The 21381-nt window shown below is 53.1% G+C and carries 15 protein-coding genes and 1 pseudogene; 6 read left to right on the top strand and 10 right to left on the bottom strand.

From position 1 onward, the window contains the following. Positions 1–83: 83 nt before the first annotated feature. Both SPI6313_RS05545 and SPI6313_RS05540 read right to left on the bottom strand, forming a co-directional pair. Positions 84–446, bottom strand: coding sequence for a TIGR03792 family protein (locus SPI6313_RS05545; RefSeq protein WP_084668905.1), 363 nt, complete (start codon positions 444–446; stop codon positions 84–86). Positions 447–469: 23 nt separating this feature from the next. Further along, positions 470–1876, bottom strand: coding sequence for a DnaJ domain-containing protein (locus tag SPI6313_RS05540; RefSeq protein WP_072620102.1), 1407 nt, complete (start codon positions 1874–1876; stop codon positions 470–472). 111 nt (positions 1877–1987) lie between these two features. Here SPI6313_RS05540 and SPI6313_RS05535 point away from each other — a divergent pair, with 111 nt between their 5' ends. Next, on the top strand, positions 1988–3304 hold the full coding sequence (locus SPI6313_RS05535; RefSeq protein ID WP_139276558.1) for a DNA cytosine methyltransferase: 1317 nt from the start codon (positions 1988–1990) through the stop codon (positions 3302–3304). Between the two features lie 53 nt (positions 3305–3357). Here SPI6313_RS05535 and SPI6313_RS25005 read toward each other — a convergent pair. After that, positions 3358–3486, bottom strand: a pseudogene (locus SPI6313_RS25005) (RNA-guided endonuclease TnpB family protein); the annotation flags it as partial. Positions 3487–4042: 556 nt separating this feature from the next. Here SPI6313_RS25005 and SPI6313_RS05525 point away from each other — a divergent pair. Further along, positions 4043–5728: a hypothetical protein gene (locus SPI6313_RS05525; protein ID WP_139276556.1), complete on the top strand. Its 1686-nt coding sequence runs from the start codon at positions 4043–4045 to the stop codon at positions 5726–5728. A gap of 224 nt (positions 5729–5952) precedes the next feature. Then, a complete protein-coding gene (locus SPI6313_RS05520; RefSeq protein ID WP_084668904.1) occupies positions 5953–6615 on the top strand; it encodes a hypothetical protein in 663 nt (220 codons plus the stop codon). Between the two features lie 47 nt (positions 6616–6662). Here SPI6313_RS05520 and SPI6313_RS05515 read toward each other — a convergent pair whose 3' ends face one another. Continuing rightward, complete coding sequence (locus tag SPI6313_RS05515; RefSeq protein WP_072623010.1) at positions 6663–7328, bottom strand: DUF3120 domain-containing protein; 666 nt, start codon at positions 7326–7328, stop codon at positions 6663–6665. Between the two features lie 284 nt (positions 7329–7612). Further along, positions 7613–9760, bottom strand: coding sequence for a polyribonucleotide nucleotidyltransferase (locus SPI6313_RS05510; RefSeq protein ID WP_072620099.1), 2148 nt, complete (start codon positions 9758–9760; stop codon positions 7613–7615). Positions 9761–9897: 137 nt separating this feature from the next. On the opposite strand from SPI6313_RS05510, the gene SPI6313_RS05505 reads away from it, so the two are divergent. Then, positions 9898–13089 (top strand): DEAD/DEAH box helicase, encoded by a 3192-nt coding sequence (locus SPI6313_RS05505; protein WP_072620098.1) that lies wholly within the window; start codon positions 9898–9900, stop codon positions 13087–13089. Positions 13090–13467: 378 nt separating this feature from the next. Here SPI6313_RS05505 and vapC read toward each other — a convergent pair whose 3' ends face one another. From vapC to SPI6313_RS05480, 5 genes are read right to left on the bottom strand one after another with little or no spacing between them, the layout of a single operon-like run. After that, on the bottom strand, positions 13468–13866 hold the full coding sequence (gene vapC, locus SPI6313_RS05500) for a type II toxin-antitoxin system tRNA(fMet)-specific endonuclease VapC (protein ID WP_072620097.1): 399 nt from the start codon (positions 13864–13866) through the stop codon (positions 13468–13470). After that, positions 13863–14111, bottom strand: a complete 249-nt coding sequence (locus SPI6313_RS05495) for an antitoxin (protein ID WP_072620096.1) — start codon at positions 14109–14111, stop codon at positions 13863–13865. Before SPI6313_RS05495 ends, vapC begins: the two co-directional genes overlap by 4 nt. A gap of 14 nt (positions 14112–14125) precedes the next feature. Then, positions 14126–15400, bottom strand: a complete 1275-nt coding sequence (locus tag SPI6313_RS05490; protein WP_139276554.1) for a hypothetical protein — start codon at positions 15398–15400, stop codon at positions 14126–14128. 27 nt (positions 15401–15427) lie between these two features. Beyond that, a complete protein-coding gene (locus tag SPI6313_RS05485) occupies positions 15428–16354 on the bottom strand; it encodes a hypothetical protein (protein WP_072620095.1) in 927 nt (308 codons plus the stop codon). A gap of 8 nt (positions 16355–16362) precedes the next feature. Next, the gene (locus tag SPI6313_RS05480) at positions 16363–18906 is read right to left on the bottom strand and encodes a dynamin family protein (RefSeq protein WP_072620094.1); all 2544 of its coding nucleotides are present in this window, start codon (positions 18904–18906) and stop codon (positions 16363–16365) included. Positions 18907–19272: 366 nt separating this feature from the next. Here SPI6313_RS05480 and SPI6313_RS05475 point away from each other — a divergent pair, with 366 nt between their 5' ends. Both SPI6313_RS05475 and SPI6313_RS05470 read left to right on the top strand, forming a co-directional pair. Beyond that, positions 19273–19791, top strand: a complete 519-nt coding sequence (locus SPI6313_RS05475; RefSeq protein ID WP_072620093.1) for a DUF411 domain-containing protein — start codon at positions 19273–19275, stop codon at positions 19789–19791. A 46-nt stretch (positions 19792–19837) separates the two neighbouring features. Beyond that, complete coding sequence (locus SPI6313_RS05470; protein WP_072620092.1) at positions 19838–21325, top strand: multicopper oxidase family protein; 1488 nt, start codon at positions 19838–19840, stop codon at positions 21323–21325. The last annotated feature ends 56 nt before the right edge of the window (positions 21326–21381 follow it).

The raw sequence follows: 21381 nt of genomic DNA, 5'->3' as shown, positions 1-21381 counted from the left end.
TTCCACAGTGGGCATTAGTCCACTTTCGCTCTGAGCCAAGAACTTCAGTTCTTGGCGGATCGGGGTTTGGCTATGGCGCAGACCTAGCGGTTATGGGGGAGGCTGCGCACCGTGTAGCCGTGGAATTCGAGGAGTTCGTAGTTATCTGCGCCGAATTGGTCGGAAAATTTCGCTTCAGTGGCATCGACAACGTCTTTAGGCACCGATTTCCACAATGCTTCACTTTGCCAATGCACCACCACCACCACTTCATCGGGCGGCTCTCCGAGCCACACTTCTTTGCCGAGGTAGCCGGGATAGGCGGCGATCGCACTGTCCCACACCTCTCGATCGGTGCGGATAAATTGGTCACGGAGTTCCGGTTTTACGCGAAAACGGAGCCATTCGTTGATCATCGTGATTTGGAGTGACAGGATAGGGGTGATTGAGTTTTTGTATTTTGCCATTTTTGAGGGTCTGCGATCGCCCCCTAGAGAGACCAGGTTCGCACCGTGCCGTCCCAACTGCTGCTATAGAGGGTGGAGCCGTTGGGGTGGAAGGCGAGGCCGGAAATAACGTCACTGTGGCCGGTGAAAGTGGCGATCGCATCTCCCGTGGTGAGAGTCCAGAGGTAAATCGTGCGATCCCAGCCCCCTGTCGCAATGTGCAGATGGTCGGGACTAAAGGCGATCGCCGTAATCCGGGATTGATGGGCGATTAATTGGCGGGGTTGTGCTGATTCGGCGAGATTCCAGAGTTGCGCGATCGCATTGTAGCCCCCCGCCGCTAGGTATTGCCCCGTGGGACTATAGACCAAACAGAGCACCCCGCCATTACTGCGCAGCGATCGCCGCAGCTTGCCCGTGTGATAGTCCCGAATCCGGATCTGGGGTTCTAGGCCACCCGTGGCGAAGAGGGTCGAGGTGGGAGAGGTGGCGATCGCCGCCACCGCCGCCCGATAGCCGCTAATTGTTCGACAGCGACGGGGCGAAAGCTGCCACAGTTGCACCGTGCGATCGGTTCGTCCCACAATCAATGACTGGCCATCCGGACTAAAGGCCGCACTCAGCACCCCATCCTGATGCCAGCGCAAGGTTAGCGGCCCGGCATCGGCGGATCGCCCCCACAATTTAGCCCCCTGTGCTTGGCTCACCGTCACCCACTGTTCCGCGTGGGGATGCCACAACACCTGCTGCACTGGGCGTGATTCGGGCGTGAAGCGATCGCCCAAGGCCCCCGTCGCCCCATCCCACAGGGACACCTCCCCCGGCCCTTGGGCGAGAAGCAACCGTTGCCCCGTCGGATCGAGGGCGAGGGCGGTAATCGGGTGGGGGCTTTGGATCAACGGGGGCGATGGGTCGGGCGCGGGGGGTGATGGGTCGGGCGTGGGGGGTGATGGGTCGGGCGCGGGGATCGGCTCCGATTGGGCATAGGCCGCCGCCACTTTTAATTCCGCCGCCTTGCGAAAATCCGCCTCCGCTCGTCGGGCAAAGCCGAGTTTTTCATGGAGAAAGGCACGGCATTGATAGGCCGCTTGGTAATGGGGATCGAGGTGAATCGCATGGGTGAGGTGTTCGACGGCATCGCGATCGCTCCCCTGATGAATTGCCGTGAGCGCCAGTTGATAGTAAAAACTAGCGTTGGCGGGTTTGACCGCCACCTGCGGCATTGGGGTCGGCGTTGGGGAAGGCGGGGCGGGGTCTGGGGTCGCATCCTTGAGGAATTCATAGGCGGTGTGAATTTCTTGGAAGCGAGCCGCCGCCCGTTTTTGCTGTTCGGGCTGGTCTAAAAAGCGATCGGGATGCCATTGCTTCGCCAAGGTGCGATAGGCCTGTTTAATTTCAGCCGCTGTCGCCCCCGGTTGTAGCCCCAAAATGTGATAGTACAGATCACTCATTGCCCATGTCTCAAAACAACCATCCCTAATTCTTAAATATTGCCGCCAGAATCTCAAAACAGGGATATCTGTACTCTACAGTGAACCAGGAAAACGACACAAAACCGGATTGTGAGCGAGCGAAAACAACCCATTGCGGTGGACTTATTTGCGGGGGTCGGCGGTTTGGCCTTGGGGTTTGAACAGGCTGGTTTTGCGGTATTGGCGGCGGTAGAACTAGACCCGATCCATTGCGCGGTGCATCAATTTAACTTTCCCCAGACTGCCCTGTTTTGCCAGAGTGTGAGCGCAGTAACGGGGGCGCAACTGCGGGCCAACTCACGCCTGGGGCATCAGGATATTGATGTGGTGTTTGGGGGGCCGCCCTGTCAGGGGTTTTCGATTATTGGCAAGCGGCAACAGCATGATCCGCGTAATCAGTTGGTGCGGCAGTTTGGCCGGGTGGTGGGGGAGTTACGGCCTAAGTATTTTGTGATGGAGAATGTGGCGGGGTTGGCGTTTCAGCGATCGCAATCCCTCCTGGGGCAAATTGTGGCGGACTTTAACGCCCAGGGCTATCACGTCGTCACCCCGTACCAAACCCTGAACGCGGCGGATTTTGGTGTGCCCCAACATCGTCAACGTCTGTTTCTCTTGGGCTATCGGCACGACTGCCCGCCCCTGGCCTATCCCACCCCCACGACCCGCCCGGCAACCCGGAGCGACGGAGCGATCGCCTTACCCCCAGGGCCAACGGTGGCCGATGCGATCGCCGATCTGCCCGAAGTGAACCAATATGAAACCCTCTGGAAGCAGGATGCTGTCGCGGCGGACTTTGGTTCCCCTAGCCCCTACGCAGCCCAACTCCGAGGCTTCACCCCTGACCCCGATAACTACGCCGCGCCCCGGATTTATCATCCCCACACCCTCACCGCCAGCATCCGCACCCGCCACACCCCCACCACCATCGCTCGCTTCGCCGCCACCCCCCCCGGTCGCCTTGACCCGGTTAGCCGCTTTCTCCGCCTCCATCCCGACGGCATTTGTAACACCCTCCGCGCTGGCACGCCCAGCAGTCGCGGTTCTTTTACCTCACCCCGCCCGATCCATTACCGCACCCCCCGCTGTATCACCGTCCGCGAAGCCGCCCGCCTCCATTCCTACCCGGATTGGTTCCGTTTCCATGTCACCAAGTGGCACGGGTTCCGCCAGATTGGCAATTCAGTGCCGCCCCTGTTGGCGCGGGCGGTGGCGACATCGGTGCGGCAGGCCTTGGGGGTGGAGGGCCAACGGCCAGAGGCGATCGCTGTTTCGGAGCACTGCGAGTGGCTCCAGTTGAAGATGCTCCAAGCGGCGACCTATTACGGTGTAGATAGCCACGCGATCGCGCCCCGTTGGCCCTCCACCCCCCGCAAAACCATCACCCCAATCATTCATAACCCGTTTTAACGGGTTTGAGCTATGAGCCAAGAACTTTAGTTCTTGGCGGTATATCTTGACACTCGAAATTGATACCAACCAGCGTCATTAATTGACTTTGCCAGACAATGATTTTTAACTAGATTCTTAATCCTCAAATCTTCATAGACTATGACATCGTTAGATGCAACTACGCACCGCGCCAACTTTAATCAAGTCATACTTATTAGTTTTCGGGTTGTCCATCCATAAGCGGATGCACTTATTCCGAATAAACTGCACGGTACGAATCGCTTCATCAATAGCTGCGAACTGTTCGGGCTTTCCGTAGGCTCTAAACCTGAGTACAGGACAAAAGTTGAAATGTACGGCGGCATCTTGATTTTGATGGGGTGGGAGCATCCTGCTCCCTATTTTGTCTGATCCCAGCGGGCAAAATGCCCGCACTACAACAGACTATGGATTTTTAGGGAGCGTGTTGAGTGTTGCTATTGTTCCACCCAACTACGAAATCATCAGGGTTTCAGCCAAAGCCTGATTTTTTATCCTGTACTCAGGCTCTAAACTCAAAAACTAGCATCAGGATCGATAAATTTACGCTAATTCTTATAGCGCAAAAACCATGAATCAACAAGGAAAAACATTGGTTAAAGACGGTAGGCGAATAAATTTGCACGAGTCGTCTTTCATCCCTGCTCTCAAGAGACAGGGCTTTCAGACATCCTGCCCTTCCCTGGTAAAATCGCTCTGTTGAGCTTGGCCCAAACCTTGACCCCTCCTGCACCGTTAACCCCCAGCCCGATCGCGCCCCTGTTGAAACTCGCCACAATCGTGCTGCTGTTGGGGGGGATTGGGGTGGGGACGGTGGGGGATTATGGGGTGTCGTGGGATGAGGGGGCGGAAATTGCCACGGTGAAATATAACGCGGCGTGGGTCGGGTTGGGGCGTGAAATTCCGCCGGAGTTTCAGTATGACGGGGTGGGCTTTGATGGCATAGCGGAGGCGGTGTATCAGCTGACGGAAGTGGTGCGGCATGGGTGGGAGGGGAAGCCGTGGGCGGGGGTGGATTTCGATGGGGACACGATCGCATCCAAGGCGGAAGAACGAGCGATCGCCCAAGCCATCTATCGCCGCATTCAGGTGAAACATCTCCTCACGTTCCTCGTCACCCTCTTGGCCTATGGAGCGGTGGCGGCGCTGGTGGCAATGTTGACGGGGTTGGACTATGCCTGGTTTGGCCCGGTGGTGTTGGCGTTGATGCCTCGGTTTTGGGCCCATGGTTTTTTTAATCCGCAGGATATGCCCTTTGCGGCCCTGTTTGCGATCGCCACAGTGGCCGGGGCGGCTTGGGTCGCTGAGTCCCAGCGATTGGATGCCCAACCCCCGACCCTAAGCTGGTATCCGATGATGATGCAGGCGGCATTGTATGGGGTTGGGGTCGGGGTGGTCTGTAGTACGGGGATGGGGGGCGTGGTGCTGTTGGTGTTAGTCCCCATTACCCAAGGGGTGGTGCGGGGCTGGGGGCGGATGGTGACCCGGTTTTGGCCCTTTTATGGCGTGAGCGGGATGATGTGGGCGATCGCCACCCTCCTGCTGCATCCGGCATCCTGGTCTGATCCCCTGCGCTGGCTCGGTTCGGCGCTGCTGCGGGTGGCGCGACCGGCCTGGCCGGGGCAAGTGCTGTTTGCGGGGGAGTTCATGCCCGCCGCCGCTGTGCCCTGGAACTATCTGCCGGTGTGGATTTGGCAGACGACCCCGCTCCTGTGGCAGGTGAGCGCTGGGTTGGGGGTGATTTTTTTGGGGGTCAATGTTCGACGGCTCACGGATCGGCAACGGGCGGTTGCGGTGATGGTGGTGTTGCCGTTGATCCTCGTGCCGGCCTGGGCGATCGCCCATCAAACCCCCCTCTACCACGGCTGGCGACAATTCTTTTTCCTCGTGCCGGGGTTGGCGGTGCTGGCGGCAACGGGCTTGATCTGGAGTTATCAGCAATTGGTGGGGCAATGGCAGCGGTTTGTGGCCCTGAGTGCGGTAACGGTGGCCATGAGTGCGATCGCCGTCACGATGCTAACCCTCCATCCCCATCAATATGTCTATTTCAACCGCATTTCTGGCGGTCTCCCGGCGGCCCATGGGTTCTACGAAACGGACTATTGGGGGGTGAGTCTCCGCGAAGCGATCGCCTGGGTCAATGCCCATGCCGCCCCCGGTGCCACCCTCGCCCTCGGCGGGCCTGACTACATCGCCCAAATGTTCGCCCGCCCGGATCTCACCCTCCTCGACCTCAAAACTGACCTCGACTATGGCAACCGGGGCGTTCCCCCCAATTACTACATCGCCATGCCCTATTTAAAACTGCCCCAAATTTTCCCCCGCTGTCCTGTGGTCTATGCCGTCGAGCGCGATCGCGTCCCCCTCTCCCTCGTCAAACGCTGCCCCCGGTTCATCCCCTAAGCGATGCAAACCCACGGATCAGCCCTGCGCCCTGCCACTTTTTCGATCTGTCACGCGGATCACGAGATCCCGGCCCAGACTCGCGGGCGATCGCACCCCTCCGACACAGCCCAGCCCAAGAATTGACCCCATTTCCTGCCCATCTTGCCAGCCCCTCCCGTAAGATCAAGACATTCAAGCCCAGCGTTGAGCAACCCTCAGCCGTGCGATCGTCCAGGAGTCCCATGTTAAATCCCCGCCGAACCCTCACCCTCAGTTTTGCCGTTTTGCTCTTCAGTGGCATGGCCTGTAGTCCAGCCACCCCCAACGCGGCCCCCACCGACTCCGCCCCAGACCCCGCCAGTCCCACCGCAGCACCCTCCCCCGAACCAACCATTCCCCAAGCCCCCCAAACCGCCGTCAACCCCGAACCCAGCACCACCCCCGTCACCGCCAACACCAAAATCACCACCACTGGCCTCGGCCCTGTCCAAGTTGGGATGACGATCGCCGCTGCCGAAGCGGCGACCGGCCAAAGCTTCGCCCAAAGAGCCAGCGGCGGCGAGGAATACGGTTGCTTGTACTACACCATTGAGGGGTTTGAGGATGTTTCCGTCATGGTGACAGACGGCACGATCGCACGGGTGGAAGTCCTCGCCGCCGGGATGACAACCCTCAGCGGCGCTCAGGTGGGTGACAGCGCCGAGAGGATTCGCAACCTGTACCCAGGCCAAATTGAAAGCGAACCCCACGAATATGTCCCCAGTGGCGAGTATTTAATTTTTGTCCCCCAAGAGGAAGCCAGTCAGGATTACCGGGTCATTTTTGAAACTGATGACACCGGAACCGTCACGATGATCCGGGCCGGTCGCTTACCGGAAGTGGGCTACATCGAAGGGTGTGTTTAATCGAATGGGGGAATGTCCAGGTTGGCCAAGGGGCGATCGCGCCCGTCCTAGAGGACAAAATACACCGAAGCCCAAAACAAGCCATCCACCACGAGGGTACTCAAGACTGCACCACTAAACACCCAGGCGGCGAGGGAAGGGCGTTTCAAGGGCACACAGCCCAACGCCAGCAGTAAACCAATCAACAGCAGAGCGCAGCCCAGCCCCCAGGGGGTTTCCATCTTGGCCACGGCTTCGCGCAGGATGATCGAAATGCTTTCCGGGGGGGCATCGATGGCCTGCCGCCAATAGGGGATCAAGTCCGTGAGGTAGAAGTAGCCATCGGTGATCGCGGTGCCGACGAGGGAACCGAGGTAGAAGCTATGGCCAATCTTGCCCCAACCGTGACGGATGCCCCAGATCGCAATCGGGAGCGCGATCGCTTCAATGGGTAGATGCATCAACGGTTCACTGCGCCACCACCCCCAATACAGCGATCCCGCCAGCCAACTCCAACTAAACCCCTGTACGAGGTCGCCCCACCACTGTTGCGGATACCGAGCGGACAGCCACCAGGCCAACACCCACAGCCCTCCCGTTAACAACAAGCTGAGCACCGGAAACCAACGGACTAAAGGCGCTTGGACAAACACAGGCACTGAAACGAGGAAACAGGCCCAGCCAAAGGCTTGCCAGCGGCTTTGTTTGACGGGGGTGGTGTGAGGCGCATCCAAGTCAACACCAAGAAAGAACCAAGTGAGTTCAAACAACGATTTAGGGGGGTGTTATAAATCTTTACCTCATTAAGATAGCACGTTTCTTTCGGTGGACTCAAGAGGGGGTATAGAGACAACGCCTGATCTGGTAAGGCATTAGAGAATACCCCCCCAGGGGGGAAGGCTTCAGATTGTTCAGGAGGTGCGATCGCTGCCTCGATCACAAAAAAGCAAGAAGCGATCGCCCCTTGCTTTTTTACTCACATCGGCCATGGTGAAGTCATGCCAACAGATGGGCCGATTTAGCCCGCCGCTGCCCGTGCTTCAGCCGCTTCATCGGGATGAATCCCCAGACGCGTCAGGTTGATCCGGCCCCGCGAATCAATTTCGCGCACCTTCACCACCACTTCATCGCCCACGGCCACTTCATCTTCGACTTTGCCGACGCGATAGTCCGCCAGTTGAGAAATGTGAATCATTCCCTCTTTCCCCGGCAAGATTTCCACAAACGCCCCGATTTGGATGATCCGGGTCACTTTGCCGAAATAGACTTCGCCTTCGTGGAGCTTGCGAGTCATCCCTTCAATAATCCGCTTGGCCATCGCTGCGCCTTCGGGATCATTACAGTAGATCGTGACATTGCCATCATCGGCAATATCAATCTTGGCTCCACTTTGTTCCGTGATGCCCTTGATCATCTTGCCCCCTGGCCCAATCACCAACCCGATCAGGTCAGGATCAATCTTGATCGACAGGAGGCGCGGCGCGTAGGGGGAGAGTTCGGCACGGGGGGTATCAATCACCGCCAGCATTTTTTCGAGGATATGGAGCCGTCCGGCTTGGGCCTGTTCCACGGCTTGTTTAATCACATCCATGGACAGACCGGTGATTTTCATGTCCATTTGCAGGGCGGTGATGCCGTTCTCCGTCCCGGCTACTTTGAAGTCCATGTCCCCTAGGAAATCTTCAATGCCTTGAATATCCGTCAGGACGCGCACTTCATCCCCTTCTTTGATCAACCCCATCGCTGTCCCGCTCACGGGTTTGGTGATCGGCACACCGGCATCCATCAGGGCGAGCGTCGAGCCACAGACGGAACCCATGGAGGTAGACCCGTTGGAGGACAGCACCTCCGAGACGACCCGAAGCACATAGGGGAAATCATCGCGGGAGGGCAAGACCGGCAAAATCGCCCGCTCCGCCAGCGCCCCATGACCCACTTCCCGGCGACCGGGCGATCGCATCGGCCGCGTCTCACCCACAGAATAGGGGGGGAAGTTGTAATGGTGCAGATAATATTTCTCGGTATCCGGATGGAGATCATCCATATCTTGGGCATCGTTGGGTGTCCCCAAGGTTGCCAGGGACAACACCTGCGTCAACCCCCGTTGGAACAGACCCGACCCATGCACCCGTGCGGGCAACACGCCCACTTGGCAACTGATCGGCCGCACTTCATCGAGTTTGCGGCCATCGACCCGCACGCCATCTTTGACAATCTGCTGCCGCATTAAGGTTTTGGTGAGGGCTTTAAACACTTTGCCCACCGCTTTCCCATCGGCTTCAGCCGCCACGCGCACCGGGTCATCCTCGGCCAAGGTGGCAATTTTTTCCACCACTTCGGCGGCTTTAATCGCGTCAAGGGCTTCATCGCGGGCAGGTTTGTCGAGGTCAAACTGACGCAACACGCCTTCAATCCCTTTCGTCGCCTGTTTTGCGACAAAGTCAGCCAGGGCAGGATCGGTGACCGGGGCTTCGGCTTGGACTAATTCCAACCCTAAATCCGCCATTAATTCCCGTTGGGCCGCGATCAGATCTTGCACGGCTTCATAGCCAAATTCGATCGCTTCGATGATGTCTTGTTCGGGGAGTTGGTTGGCTCCGGCTTCCACCATGACAACGCCGTCCGGGGTTCCGGCCACAACTAAATCGAGATCGCCTTCGGCAATTTCTTTAAATGTCGGGTTAATGATAAAATCATCCCCTACAAGCCCGACTCGCACGGCTGCCATTGGGCCACAAAACGGGATTTGTGCCAAGATGACAGCAACGGATGCACCCGTCACCGCCAAAATATCCGGCGGAACTTGCTCATCCATTGAGAGGGTGGTGGCGACGATTTGAATATCATCTCGGAGCCACTGGGGAAATAGGGGACGCAGCGGACGGTCAATTAAACGGCTCGTCAAGGTTACTTTTTCGGGCGGTCTGCCTTCTCGGCGCAGAAATCCCCCTGGAATCCGACCCGCAGCATAGAGTCTTTCTTCGTAATCAACCAAGAGGGGGAGAAAGTCAATACCTTCCCGACCGGTAGAACGTGTTGCGGTGACTAAAACTGCGGTTTCTCCAGATTGAATCAGTACTGAGCCACCAGCCTGCGGAGCAAGTAGTCCAGTCTGGAGCCGAATATCCCGTCCATCGAAGGATATCGACTTGTTAAATTCTTGCATCTTGTGTGCTTGTCCTTTCTTACTTCATATTTCCTTCTTCTGTAGGCAATCCTAGCACTTTAGTCTCGCTCTGAGACAATGGCACAGGGGTTGGTAATCTTCCGCAATACCTTAGAAAACGACTGGCAACAGCAACGATGGCAATTTTACATGGGAGTTGGATTTGCAAGCCTTCGGAGAGTTATTTCTTTCTATGGGGGGAAACCTGGCGTTTGGCGGCTCCCACGCGGACAGAAGCTCCGGTGGAGGTGGCGACCCATCCGGCGGCAATGTCGGGCCCGAAATTACAGGATTATGTGCGATCGCGCTCCTTTTGGCCCGCTGAGTTAACAACGGATCTGCTGATCTGTCGGGAAATTTTTGCGCTGCCGAGTCGAGGCGATCGCCCCTCTGCCCGTCGCCGTTCGCGGTCGGACTCCTCCGAACTGTTGCCGGTGCTGTCGGGAGATGAGCAAGACATTAGCGATATTGGCAAGTTACCCCTGCATTGGTGGCAAGTGGAGGGTGTGAAGCTCCCCGCTGCTGAGGCGGCTATCTTCCTGCGCCATCTCCCCCTCAACTCGTTTCAGGTGCGGAAAGCCTCGTTGGGCGATGCTCTGCGGTTTTGGTCTCATCTGTACCGCTGGAGTTTGGATTTGTTGGCGCGGGGCAAGGTGTTGCCGGGGGTGTTGGATCAAACAGCGGGGTGGTATCCGTTGCTCGATAGTGCGGTGGATCAGGCTCGGTTGACGATGTTTGCGAAGGCGATGCCGGGTCTGTGTCGCGCCTATGCCACGGAACAAACCCTCTGGGCGAAGCCAAAACGCAAAGACCCCTGGATTGATGCCCAAACGGTGGTGCTGAATTTTTTAAGTTATGTGGTGGATGCCCAGATTCGGCCTTGGGTGTCGTTTGCGCCGTCGGGCCAGCGGGAGAGCTTGGCGCAACCCTGGCTGCACGCCTTGGCACAACCGGAACAGGCTAAGGTGGAAACGACTCCCGAAGCCCTGCGACGCTTGGATACGGTGCTGACCACCTGGCGATCGCCCGTGCAAGATGCGATCGCCACCCCCGCCACGGAAAAACTCAACCAAAATCAATTCCGCCTTTGCCTCGACCTCATCCCCCCCACCCCCGGCGAAATGGCCTGGGGACAGACGGATTGGAAACTGAACTACACCCTTTGCTCAATCCATGCTGTGGACTGTGCGATCGATGCCGAGACGATCTGGAAAAACCCCGTTGATCAGCTTACGGTGCAGGATCAAGTCCTCGAAGATCCCCAAGAAACCCTCTTGCGCGGCCTCGGACTAGCGGCCAAAGTCTACGACCCGATCCGCGCCAGCCTCACCGATGCCAAGCCGGTGCGCTGTTTGCTCAACCCGATTGAAGCCTACGAATTGGTACGGGCACGGGTGCAGCAACTCCAGGACATGGGGGTGACGGTGCTGCTGCCGCCGGGCCTCGCACCGGGGGCGGGGGAGAAACGCTTGGGAATCAAAATCACCGCCAAAGTGCGCAGCAAACGCGGCGAACGCTTGGGGTTAAAAACTGCGTTGATCTACAGTTTGGAATTGGCGATCGGGGAGCAAACTGTCTCCCCGGAAGAGTTTGAGCAATTGCTCGATCAGCGATCGCCCCTCGTGGAAGTGAACGGGGAATGGCTCGCCCTCCAACCGGCGGATGTGCGGGCGGCCCAAGCGATCCTGAGTGTTGATTCCGACACAAATTTAGACCTGACCGTGGAAGATGCCCTGCGGTTTAGTACCGGAGAAGCGCAACTGTTGGCGAAGTTGCCCGTGGTCAGTTTTACCGCCACTGGGAAGTTGAAGGAGTTGATCGCGGCGTTGGTGGACAATACCGCGATCGCATCTCTGCCCCAACCGGAACAATTCAACGGCACACTCCGCCCCTACCAAATTCGCGGCATGAGTTGGCTGGCGTTCCTGGAACAATGGAGCCTTGGGGCCTGTTTAGCCGACGATATGGGCTTGGGGAAAACCCTGCAATTGATTGCCTTTGTCCTCCATTTAAAAGAAACCGAAGCCCTCAATCAGCCCACCCTGGTGGTTTGTCCGACCTCGGTGTTGAGCAATTGGGAGCGGGAAATTCAAAAATTTGCCCCCACCCTCTCCACTTGGGTGCATCACGGCGAAAAACGCCAAAAAGGTAAACCCTTCGTCCTCACGGTGCAAAAGAAAGACTTGGTGCTGACCAGTTATTCCCTGGTGTATCGGGATGTGAAAACCCTGGAGCAGGTGAAATGGTCGGGGGTGGTGTTGGATGAGGCCCAAAATGTCAAAAATGCCCAGGCGAAGCAGTCCCAAGCGGTGCGCCACCTCAAGGCCGGGTTTCGCATTGCCTTAACCGGAACGCCGGTAGAAAATCGCCTCACGGAATTGTGGTCTATTCTCGATTTTCTCAATCCCAATTTCTTGGGCGATCAGCAGTTTTTCCAAAAACGGTTTGCCACGCCGATCGAGAAGTACGGCGATCGCAACTCCCTCCAAATCCTCCGCTCCCTGGTGCGGCCCTTCATCCTCCGCCGCCTCAAAACCGACAAAACCATCATCCAAGACCTGCCCGAAAAGCAGGAAATGACGGTCTATTGTGGTCTGTCCGCCGAACAGGCTCAACTCTATCAAACTCTTGTTGATACCTCGTTAGAAAATATCGAAGCGGCCAAAGGGATTCAGCGTCATGGCTTGATCTTGACGCTGTTAACGCGCCTCAAACAAGTGTGCAATCACCCCTCGCAATATTTGGGCGAAAAAGGGCTGATCACCGGGATGCGATCGGGGAAACTGTTGCGCCTCCATGCGATGTTAGAGGAAGTCGTTGCCGAGGGCGATCGCGCCTTGATCTTCACCCAATTCGCCGAATGGGGCAAACTCCTGCAAGCCTACCTCAGCCGCCATCTCGACACCGAAGTCCTCTTTCTCTACGGCTCCACCCCCCGCGCCCAACGCCAAGAAATGATCGATCGCTTCCAAAGCGACACCAACGGCCCGCAAATCTTCCTCCTCTCCCTCAAAGCCGGGGGGACGGGCTTAAACCTCACCCGCGCTAACCATGTCTTCCACGTTGACCGCTGGTGGAATCCCGCCGTGGAAAACCAAGCCACCGATCGCGCCTTCCGCATCGGTCAACAGCGCAACGTCCAAGTCCATAAATTCGTCTGCACCGGAACCCTCGAAGAGCGGATCAACGACATCATCGAAAGCAAAAAACAACTGGCGGAACAAACCGTCGATGCCGGTGAACAATGGCTCACCACCCTCGACACCGACCAACTTCGCACCCTCTTAATGCTCGACAGTCAGGCGATCATGGATGCGGAGGAGGGTTAAAGTTGGGGTGGTGCGATCGCGCCCTCTGTTCCTATGCCGTGGCAGGCAGCAAATACAGCCCCGGTTTAGCGTCGGCGGGGGGTAAGAGTTGGGTGCTGTTTTTGACGTTTTGGGCTTCACACAGGTCTGCAAAGGCGAGTCAACTAAATTACGAGCGTGATGCGTAAAGCCCCCTGAATTTTATTCGGGGGATATAAGCGAATAACCGAATTGATTCGGTGGTGATACAATAAAAGCGTTCGCTAGCGCGAAGTAAAATTCCGGGGTGAGCACCGTATGGGCAGGGCGTTGTCCATTGGGCTAGGCAAGATAAGACGGGCTACGCCTGCAATTGCTGTCTGAACCCAGAATCCCCCGTCATTTATGCGGGGGAGTACGTCAAACCCAGTTTTCAACAACAAGGTCGGGAACACGCTGAAATTCCCGGACATTATTCGTGATAATGATTGCGTCAAGACTCAGTGCATGGGCTGCGATGAGCATATCCATCGGGCCAATGGGTTGTCCAATGTGTTCAAGATATTGCCTCAGTTCACCATATCGATCGCTGGCAGCACGCTCAAAGGGGAGAATGGTTAGAGGGGCGAGGAACTGTTCCAGGGCAAAGCGATTTCGATCGCGCTGTTTACTTTTAGCAATGCCGTAGTTCAGTTCAGCAACGGTAATACTAGAAATTCCAATATCACCGAAGCTACATTGCTGAAAATGTTGAGTAACTTGGGGCGGTTTATTATTGATGATGTAGCTACAGATGTTGGTATCGAGGAGATATTTCATGGAAATAGTTTCTCTCGTTGATCGGGGACAAACTTGTTGCGATCGACATCAAAGTTTTCAAAACAATCTTCCGAAAATTGCTCAAGGCTATCGAAAAGAATTTGCCAGGGATTATCAGCAGGAATGAGAATCAGGGCATTACTAAGATGTTTGACATAGACGCGATCGCTGGGAAAATCAATCGTTTGGGGAAGAACGATCGTGCCGTTATCGTTTTGGTGTTTTTGGATGTGGGTCGGATTCATGGTGATTATGAAGTTTAATATGCCGGGAGTAAATACAGCCCCGGTTTAGCGTCGGCGGGGGGTAAGAGTTGGGTGCTGTTTTTGACGTTTTGGGCGGCGCACAGGTCTGCAAAGGCCAGAAGGCTATCTAATCGGGCTGTGAGTTCGCTGAGGGTGTCTAAATATTCGGCTAGGGCGATCTGACGATATTGCCATTGTTGAGTAAGCATCGGTTTTGTCCGGCCCATTTCTACTTCAACTTGAGCATTGGTGCGTTTTTGATAGGCGCGATCGGCGGACAAATTTTGATCGCTGGGGGAAATTCGCACGATGCGATCGACTCGTTCGGCGGTGATGTGAGGTTTAAACAGAGGTGTGGCGAAACGTTGGGCGGTGTTGAGTTCGGGACGTTCATCACTCAGGAGTTTTCCGGCCCAGTTTGCCGCGTGTTGTTGCAGTTGGGGGACGGTTTGACGCAAAACGTCTTGAGCGTCTTGAATTAATCCATGTTTGAGTAATAATTGCGCTTCGGTGGCGGTGGCCACTGCCCAACCTTGGGTTGCAACATCCACGAGCATTAATGTATTGGGTTCTGCTTCAAGTTGGGCTTGGGTGGCTTGGGCGGCGAGAAATACTCGTGCGGATGCGGCAACTTTTAGGGCAGCTTTGGGGGAATCATCCGGAAAGCGTTTGAGGCTATCTAGTTCTGCTTGTAAATCGGCAATTTTGCTAATCAGTAGGGCTTTATGGAGGTTGGCAATGGCGACACTTTGCCTTTTTTGTTGTTCTAAGCTATCCACAACCAGCAAGTGAATATAACCCAGTTGCATTGAGAGTTGATCAAGACGATCTTCGACTCGAATAAACCCCGCATCCATTGATTGTTGCAGTTGACCAATGGATTTTTGGACTTGGTGCAGTTTGTAGCCCATGTAAGCAAAGCCCGCAATACTGACCCCCAACCCTAAAACACTCGCTCCGGCCGCAATTTGAGAAACCCCTAAAATCTGAGCGGCAATTTGCTGTAAGCCAGTTATTTTGCTATCTATACGGACTAGCTTATTAAATGTTGCAACATGACCAATGCCATCTATGGCGAGTTGTGCCGCTCCCAAGGGTGGAGCTACGGCTAAAGTTGCTAGTTTACTGGTAAGTCCTGCGGCTTCGGATAAATGGGCGACGATTTGCCCCCCTTGGGCAGTGCCAGCCGCATGACGAACAACACTACCATAACGAACAAGGGAACCACCAGCCAGGCCGAGAGCAACGGCAGGACTAGCCGATAAAGCAGTTAAAGCAACGGGAATCATGATTTTTACTCCTAGTCTAAATGAAGACTATCTAGGGATTTTTAGATGGGGGTTATTGACGGCTTCTTTCGGTTTTCGCTTTGACACTTCGATTTTGATATTATGGTTATCTGAAATTCTTTTAAATGCCCTACGCCAACTAGATGCGGGCAAACCTTCTTCAAATTCTGGTTCAGTAGATTCCAGTTCCATTTTTACTAAGTAAATGTCATATTGATCTTTTTCTTTGATCGATGGACAGTCCCAACATTCTTTGAGCTTTGAATTATAGTCTTCTTCTTTTCCTTGCCATAATGTTTTGATGTCAGTGGTTTGACTCATAAAATTAATCACGTTTTGAGATATTCGTTTATTTTCTAGGTCGGCAAGAATTTTTGTCTCTTCTGCGCGATCAGCATCTAATGCGAAGAAAACAATGATTTTAGATGTTTTAGGTAAAGATGAATAGCTATCTTCTCGATCAGTGTTTCCCCTACCTGTCACACTGTTCTGTTTCTGGTTAAGCAGATAAATTGCAATACCAATGGAAGCTAGAGCAAATGCAATTAATAAAAGTAACTTGGTTTGACTGTTCATGCTTTCTTTGTTAATAGCATCAGTTATGATATTTTTGAAAGAATCTTCTTTAAGATCTTCTACGTTTTTTTCAAGTGTAGGAATAAGATTTCTTGGATTAGGTAACTTTACTGAAAGAAATCCAAAGAACTTTTTGTGTGTAGCTAAAAGAAGACTTTTGTAGAATGAAAGAGCAAATTTTTGAATTTCACTATTTTCACGAAATGACTTTGTATAGTCAAATATTTGTTGCTGTTTTTGATGATCAAATCCGAACTCTTTTAACCAATCTTCGATGAGTTGATCGATGAGTTGATCGACATTCATTACATTTGTATTTTTATGTTTCTCATATAACTTATCCCATAGTCTTAAAAAATATTTAAAATGATCTGACATACTCTCTCTTATTCACCTAGCAGAAGTTGTTGTAATCTTTGCTGACATTGTGCTAATTTTTCTTTGCGTTTCTCTACCGTCAGCCAGTATTGTTTGAACTCTTCTAGTTCATATTCTTTAACTCTTTTTCTTGATTCAATTGAATTTTTGCTTAGGTTGATGGCGCGATCTGTTGCATCTGTAAACTCATGATTAAGGTTGCGTAAATGATTTTGAATCCATTCTCTAAACACTTCCCAGATCGCTGACTCTCCGTTTGCAATGCCTTCCCTCCACTGATCAACCATTGCATCATTATCAGGAAGCTCCAATTCTTGATAATCAATATCTTCATACACTGGTTTGGTGACAGGTCTGGTTTTCTTGACTTGAAAGAAAAAGAATACAGTCTTTGTATACGATTCTTGTACGGTCTTTTGCCCAACCTTCTCTTGCTTTGTTTGTGTTGCAGTCTTAATACTCTGAGGAGATAGATCAAAGAATTTTTCAGGTAATTGCGGAAGATTAGATTGAATTACCTGTTCAAATTCCGTCCTGAGAACACTCTCTAAATCCGGAAAAATTTCAGTAATACTGGATAAAATATCGTCACTCTGCTCATTTGCAAATCCCTGAACAGTCTTAATCAGTGACTCACACTGTTTCTGAATACTTAACTCTGCTTGCTTAACAAGAGCATCACGAATCACAGCACACAAATTTCTGTAGCGTTTTTCTGCCTCCTCTAGTTGCTGACAAGCGTTTTTATCATTCATTTTGACCTTTTGATAAAAACATCTAGATTCAGCTCTGTGCGAAAAATCTTTCTGAATCTTTTCTACCTTATCGTATGCTCTGGCAATTTCCTTTGCATGGAATGAAGAAATATTTTCTTCTAACTGATCCTCTAAATCATGAGCAGCAGTGCTATTCCCTAATGCATCTTCAACGGGAATAATTACATCACAATTGAGATCATCGCGAACTTGTGCCACAGATGCTATTAGCTTTTTGTAATTGACAACACTTTTTCTGTTGTCTATTGCTTCGTTTTGTTCCATGACTAAATCCGTATAATTTAATGATTCGATTGTTTCATGTACTCTCCCTTCAGTATTGCGTTGTGTTTTTTTTATCAGCGTTGATATTTCACTTTGTCGATCATTTAAGTCTTGTAATAGCTTGTTGATCTCCTCTGATTTTTCATGAATACTGTTTTTGATCTGTAAACTGACTTGAGAGAGTAACACATCCAACGAGAGCAACAACGGCCGTAAGGTCGGCAACAGAACCAATTCAGCAAAGGATGCATCAATTCGCTGCCTTAATGTATCCCAGAGTTGCTGGCCTCCACTCCATTCCATTGCATGTTGAAGGATTTTCCTCATCGTTTCATCATCGATCTCTTCACCGTTTTCAATGTTGTCTTCAATATCACTGAAGTATGATTTTAGCTCTCTACTACTGCGTCTTTTTTGCTTGATAATTTTAATACAATCATCAAACATTGATCGCAAATATTCCAAGCGATGTTGTGGATTAATCGAAGAAGGTTTTTCTAAACTTCCTGCACCCCAAGCGCATTGAGCATAATAGAGTAGTTGTGCGCTGAATGGAATAATTTGCGGAAGTTCTTTAAGAGATAGTTCCTTTTTAATTTCTTTTTGTAGTTTCTCGATTTGCTCATCTAATGGGCGATCATCCGAATTTCTTAAATCAACTTTATTTAAAACAAAAATGATAGATGCAATTTTCGCTTCTTGATCGGAGTTTTCAATATTAGAAACGCCCATGATGCCATACACAACGTCTCGCAGTTCTTTGAGAAGTGCTTGTCGATGTTTCTCATCCACTTGCCCATAGTCTAAAGCAACCAAACAACAGGATTTCTTGAACTCGGACTGAATAACCCGTAGATTTGTCGCATCATTCACAGACTTTAAGCCCGGTAAATCAACAAATTCAATATCAATTCCAGAGGGAAGCCCCAATAAAAATCGATTATTTGCAGGTAAAAGCTCTCCTAATACAGTAATATCAGGGGCTGGACAGTTTGCAGTGCTTCGAGTTTCAAGATAAGAACTCATCACAAATTTGAGCCGTTCATAGAGTTCCCCATCACTTAAGTCTATCCACTCACCCGCTTCCCAAGGATGAGTCGTTTGGTTTTTCTGTCCAGATTTTTTTGACTTTCTGCGCTTCTTTTTGGAATTTTGGTTTTTTGACTCATCCCCTTTAATAATTAATTTTGATTGTTTTGCTACCTGGAGACGTAGAACACCGCCACTCATCTCATCATTCAAAATGGGGGCAACTTTACGACCAATCAGGGCATTAACAATCGTGGATTTTCCTGCTGAAGTTGTGCCTAGTGTGGCGATGGACAAGGTGGGAGAATTTAAACGTTCTGCTGTTTCGTCATAAACCGCTCTAAAGTTCTTAATCAAGACTTGAAGTCCTGAGTTATCAATGAGATCAGAACGGTTAATATTCGCTAAGTTCACTACGTCATTCCCCAACTCATGAAAAATGGCATGAACTTCTTGTAACAAATCTTCAACTGACTTAGACATACGATTCTCCAGGAGCGACAAAAAGGAGGTGGGGGAGGCCAGGGCGATCGCACCCTTCCCCAGACTTTAAAATCAGACCCAAAAATTGATAAAAATGGCCTCCGTTGACGGATAGAGGAAAAAACACCTGATGGCAGTGTATCAGGCGGGTTAAGGGATGATGCTGAACGTGACAAAAACTTAACTGGGTAGAGCTACAACGATGGATGCAGAAATGGACGGTTAAGGGGATAGCAATGGAGGGCAAAGGATCTCACCGGATTCTCTCGGCCCCCTTGACCCTCCACTTGACTAGAGGGTTTACGATCTGAATGAGATTACAGATCACGTCATGCTGTTCTGTTGCTAGTTTCAGGATTGATACCCATGATTCAAACGTTAACCGCCGCGACAACCCGGTTATTCATCGGTTGCCTCGTGATTGGCAGTTTGGGACTAACCGCCTGCGCCAATTCTTCAACGCTTGCTGATGCGACGAGTTCCGCCACCAGAGCACCGGAAAATGTGACCGTCGTTTCGTATCGCAGTCCGACCTGTGGGTGTTGCGGTGCTTGGGTAGAACATATGCGATCGCGCGGCTTTGATGTGGAGGACAACGTCACGGAAGATATGGACGCGATTAAGGCCAAATATGGCGTTCCGGATGATCTGCTCTCCTGCCATACAGCGATCGCATCCGGCTACGTGATCGAAGGCCATACCCCCGCCGATGATGTGATTCGCCTGTTAGCAGAACGCCCCGATCTAGCAGGGATTGCCACCCCTGGGATGCCCCTCGGTTCTCCGGGAATGGAGGCGGGAGATATCCGCGAACCCTATACCGTGTATGGGTTTCGCCATCAGGCAGACCCGATAGTATTTGCCGAACACCCCCAGGATTCCTAGGGACAACCTCCCCCGGACATCTGGATTTGATTAGGAGAGAATAGCGATGCAGCGACGACAATTTTTCACCCTCAGCGGTAGTGTTTTGGGGGGAGTGCTCTTGAGCCAATGTGCGCGATCGCGCCCCGCCCCGTCCCCCTCAGTTAACGCTGTGTCGGTAAAATCACTCAACTCGCCCCCGGTATTCACGAGTCAAAATGGACGGTTAGCCGTTGATCTCAGCGCTGAACCCGGCAGGCTGAACACCGGCAATCAAGCCCTGACGATCTGGGGTTATAACGGCCAAAGTCCGGGGCCACGGTTGGAGGTGCAGCCGGGCGATCGCGTCCAACTCACCTTCACCAACCGCCTACCCGCCCCCACCAACCTCCATTTTCACGGCTTGCATATTCCCCCCACCGGAGCCGCTGATAACGTCTTTCGGCACATCGAACCTGGCGACACCTTCACCTATGAGTTTGAAATTCCGGCGGATCATCCCGCCACCCTGGCCTATTACCATCCCCATTTGCATGGCCATGTGGCGCAGCAAATTTTTGCCGGGTTGGGGGGGTTAATCGTCGTGCGGGGGGATTTAGATGAGGTGCTGCGCGACAGTGGGGCAGACCTGCCGGAAGAGTTTCTGTTTTTGAAAGATTTTGACCCGGCGGGCGTTGAGAATGCGGATCGCTTTGCCCAGCCGCGCCATGGTGTGCAGATGATTGGCCGCGAAGGGGCGATCGATACGGTGAATGGGGATGTACAGCCGAATATTGCGATCGCGCCCCAAGGCTGGCTCCGTCTCCGCATCGTCAACGCTGCCACCTCCAAGTTTTACAACCTGCGCCTAGAAGATCATCCCTTCACCCTGATCGCCACGGACGGCGGCAGTCTCGCCCAGCCCCAACCCCTCGATCGGCTCTTGCTGGCCCCTGGTGAGCGGGCAGATGTGTTGATCCAAGGCGATCGCGATCGCAGCACCTATGCACTGATCAACGAACCCTATCAACGCACCGCTGGCGGTATGGGCATGGGGATGATGGGCAGGGGCATGATGGGTCGCCGTTCCCAAAGTTCCCAAACCGCCACCACTCTCGCCACCCTCACCTACACCGACACATCCCCCACCCCCTTCACCCTCCCCGCCTCCCTCATCCCCGTTGACCCCCTCCCCCAACCGAGCCAAACCCGCGAATTTCGCCTCCATCACGGCATGAATCCCGGTCACGGCATGGCGTTTTTAATCAATGGCCAAGCCTTCCAAGGGGATACCGTCCACACCACCGTTACCGTCGGCACCACGGAAGATTGGCTAATCCAAAACATCGACATCATGGATCACCCCTTCCACATCCACACCAACCGCTTCCAGGTGATCGAACGCAACGGCCAGCCCCTCAACCCTCCCGCTTGGAAAGATACGGTGCTCGTGGCGGCAGGGGAGACCGTCCGGATTCGGATTCCGTTTCGCACCTATAAGGGGCGCACCGTCTACCATTGCCACATTTTGGATCATGAAGAACTGGGCATGATGGGGGTGATTGAAATGGTGTAGGGGCTTGTCCAACGGCTAGGAACTGGGCGCGATCTCATCGTACCGAGTCCCTAACA

Origin of the sequence: Spirulina major PCC 6313, from assembly GCF_001890765.1 — a bacterium.
Classification (GTDB): Bacteria; Cyanobacteriota; Cyanobacteriia; order Cyanobacteriales; family Spirulinaceae; genus Spirulina; species Spirulina major.
This window is presented reverse-complemented; position numbering and strand designations above follow the sequence as displayed.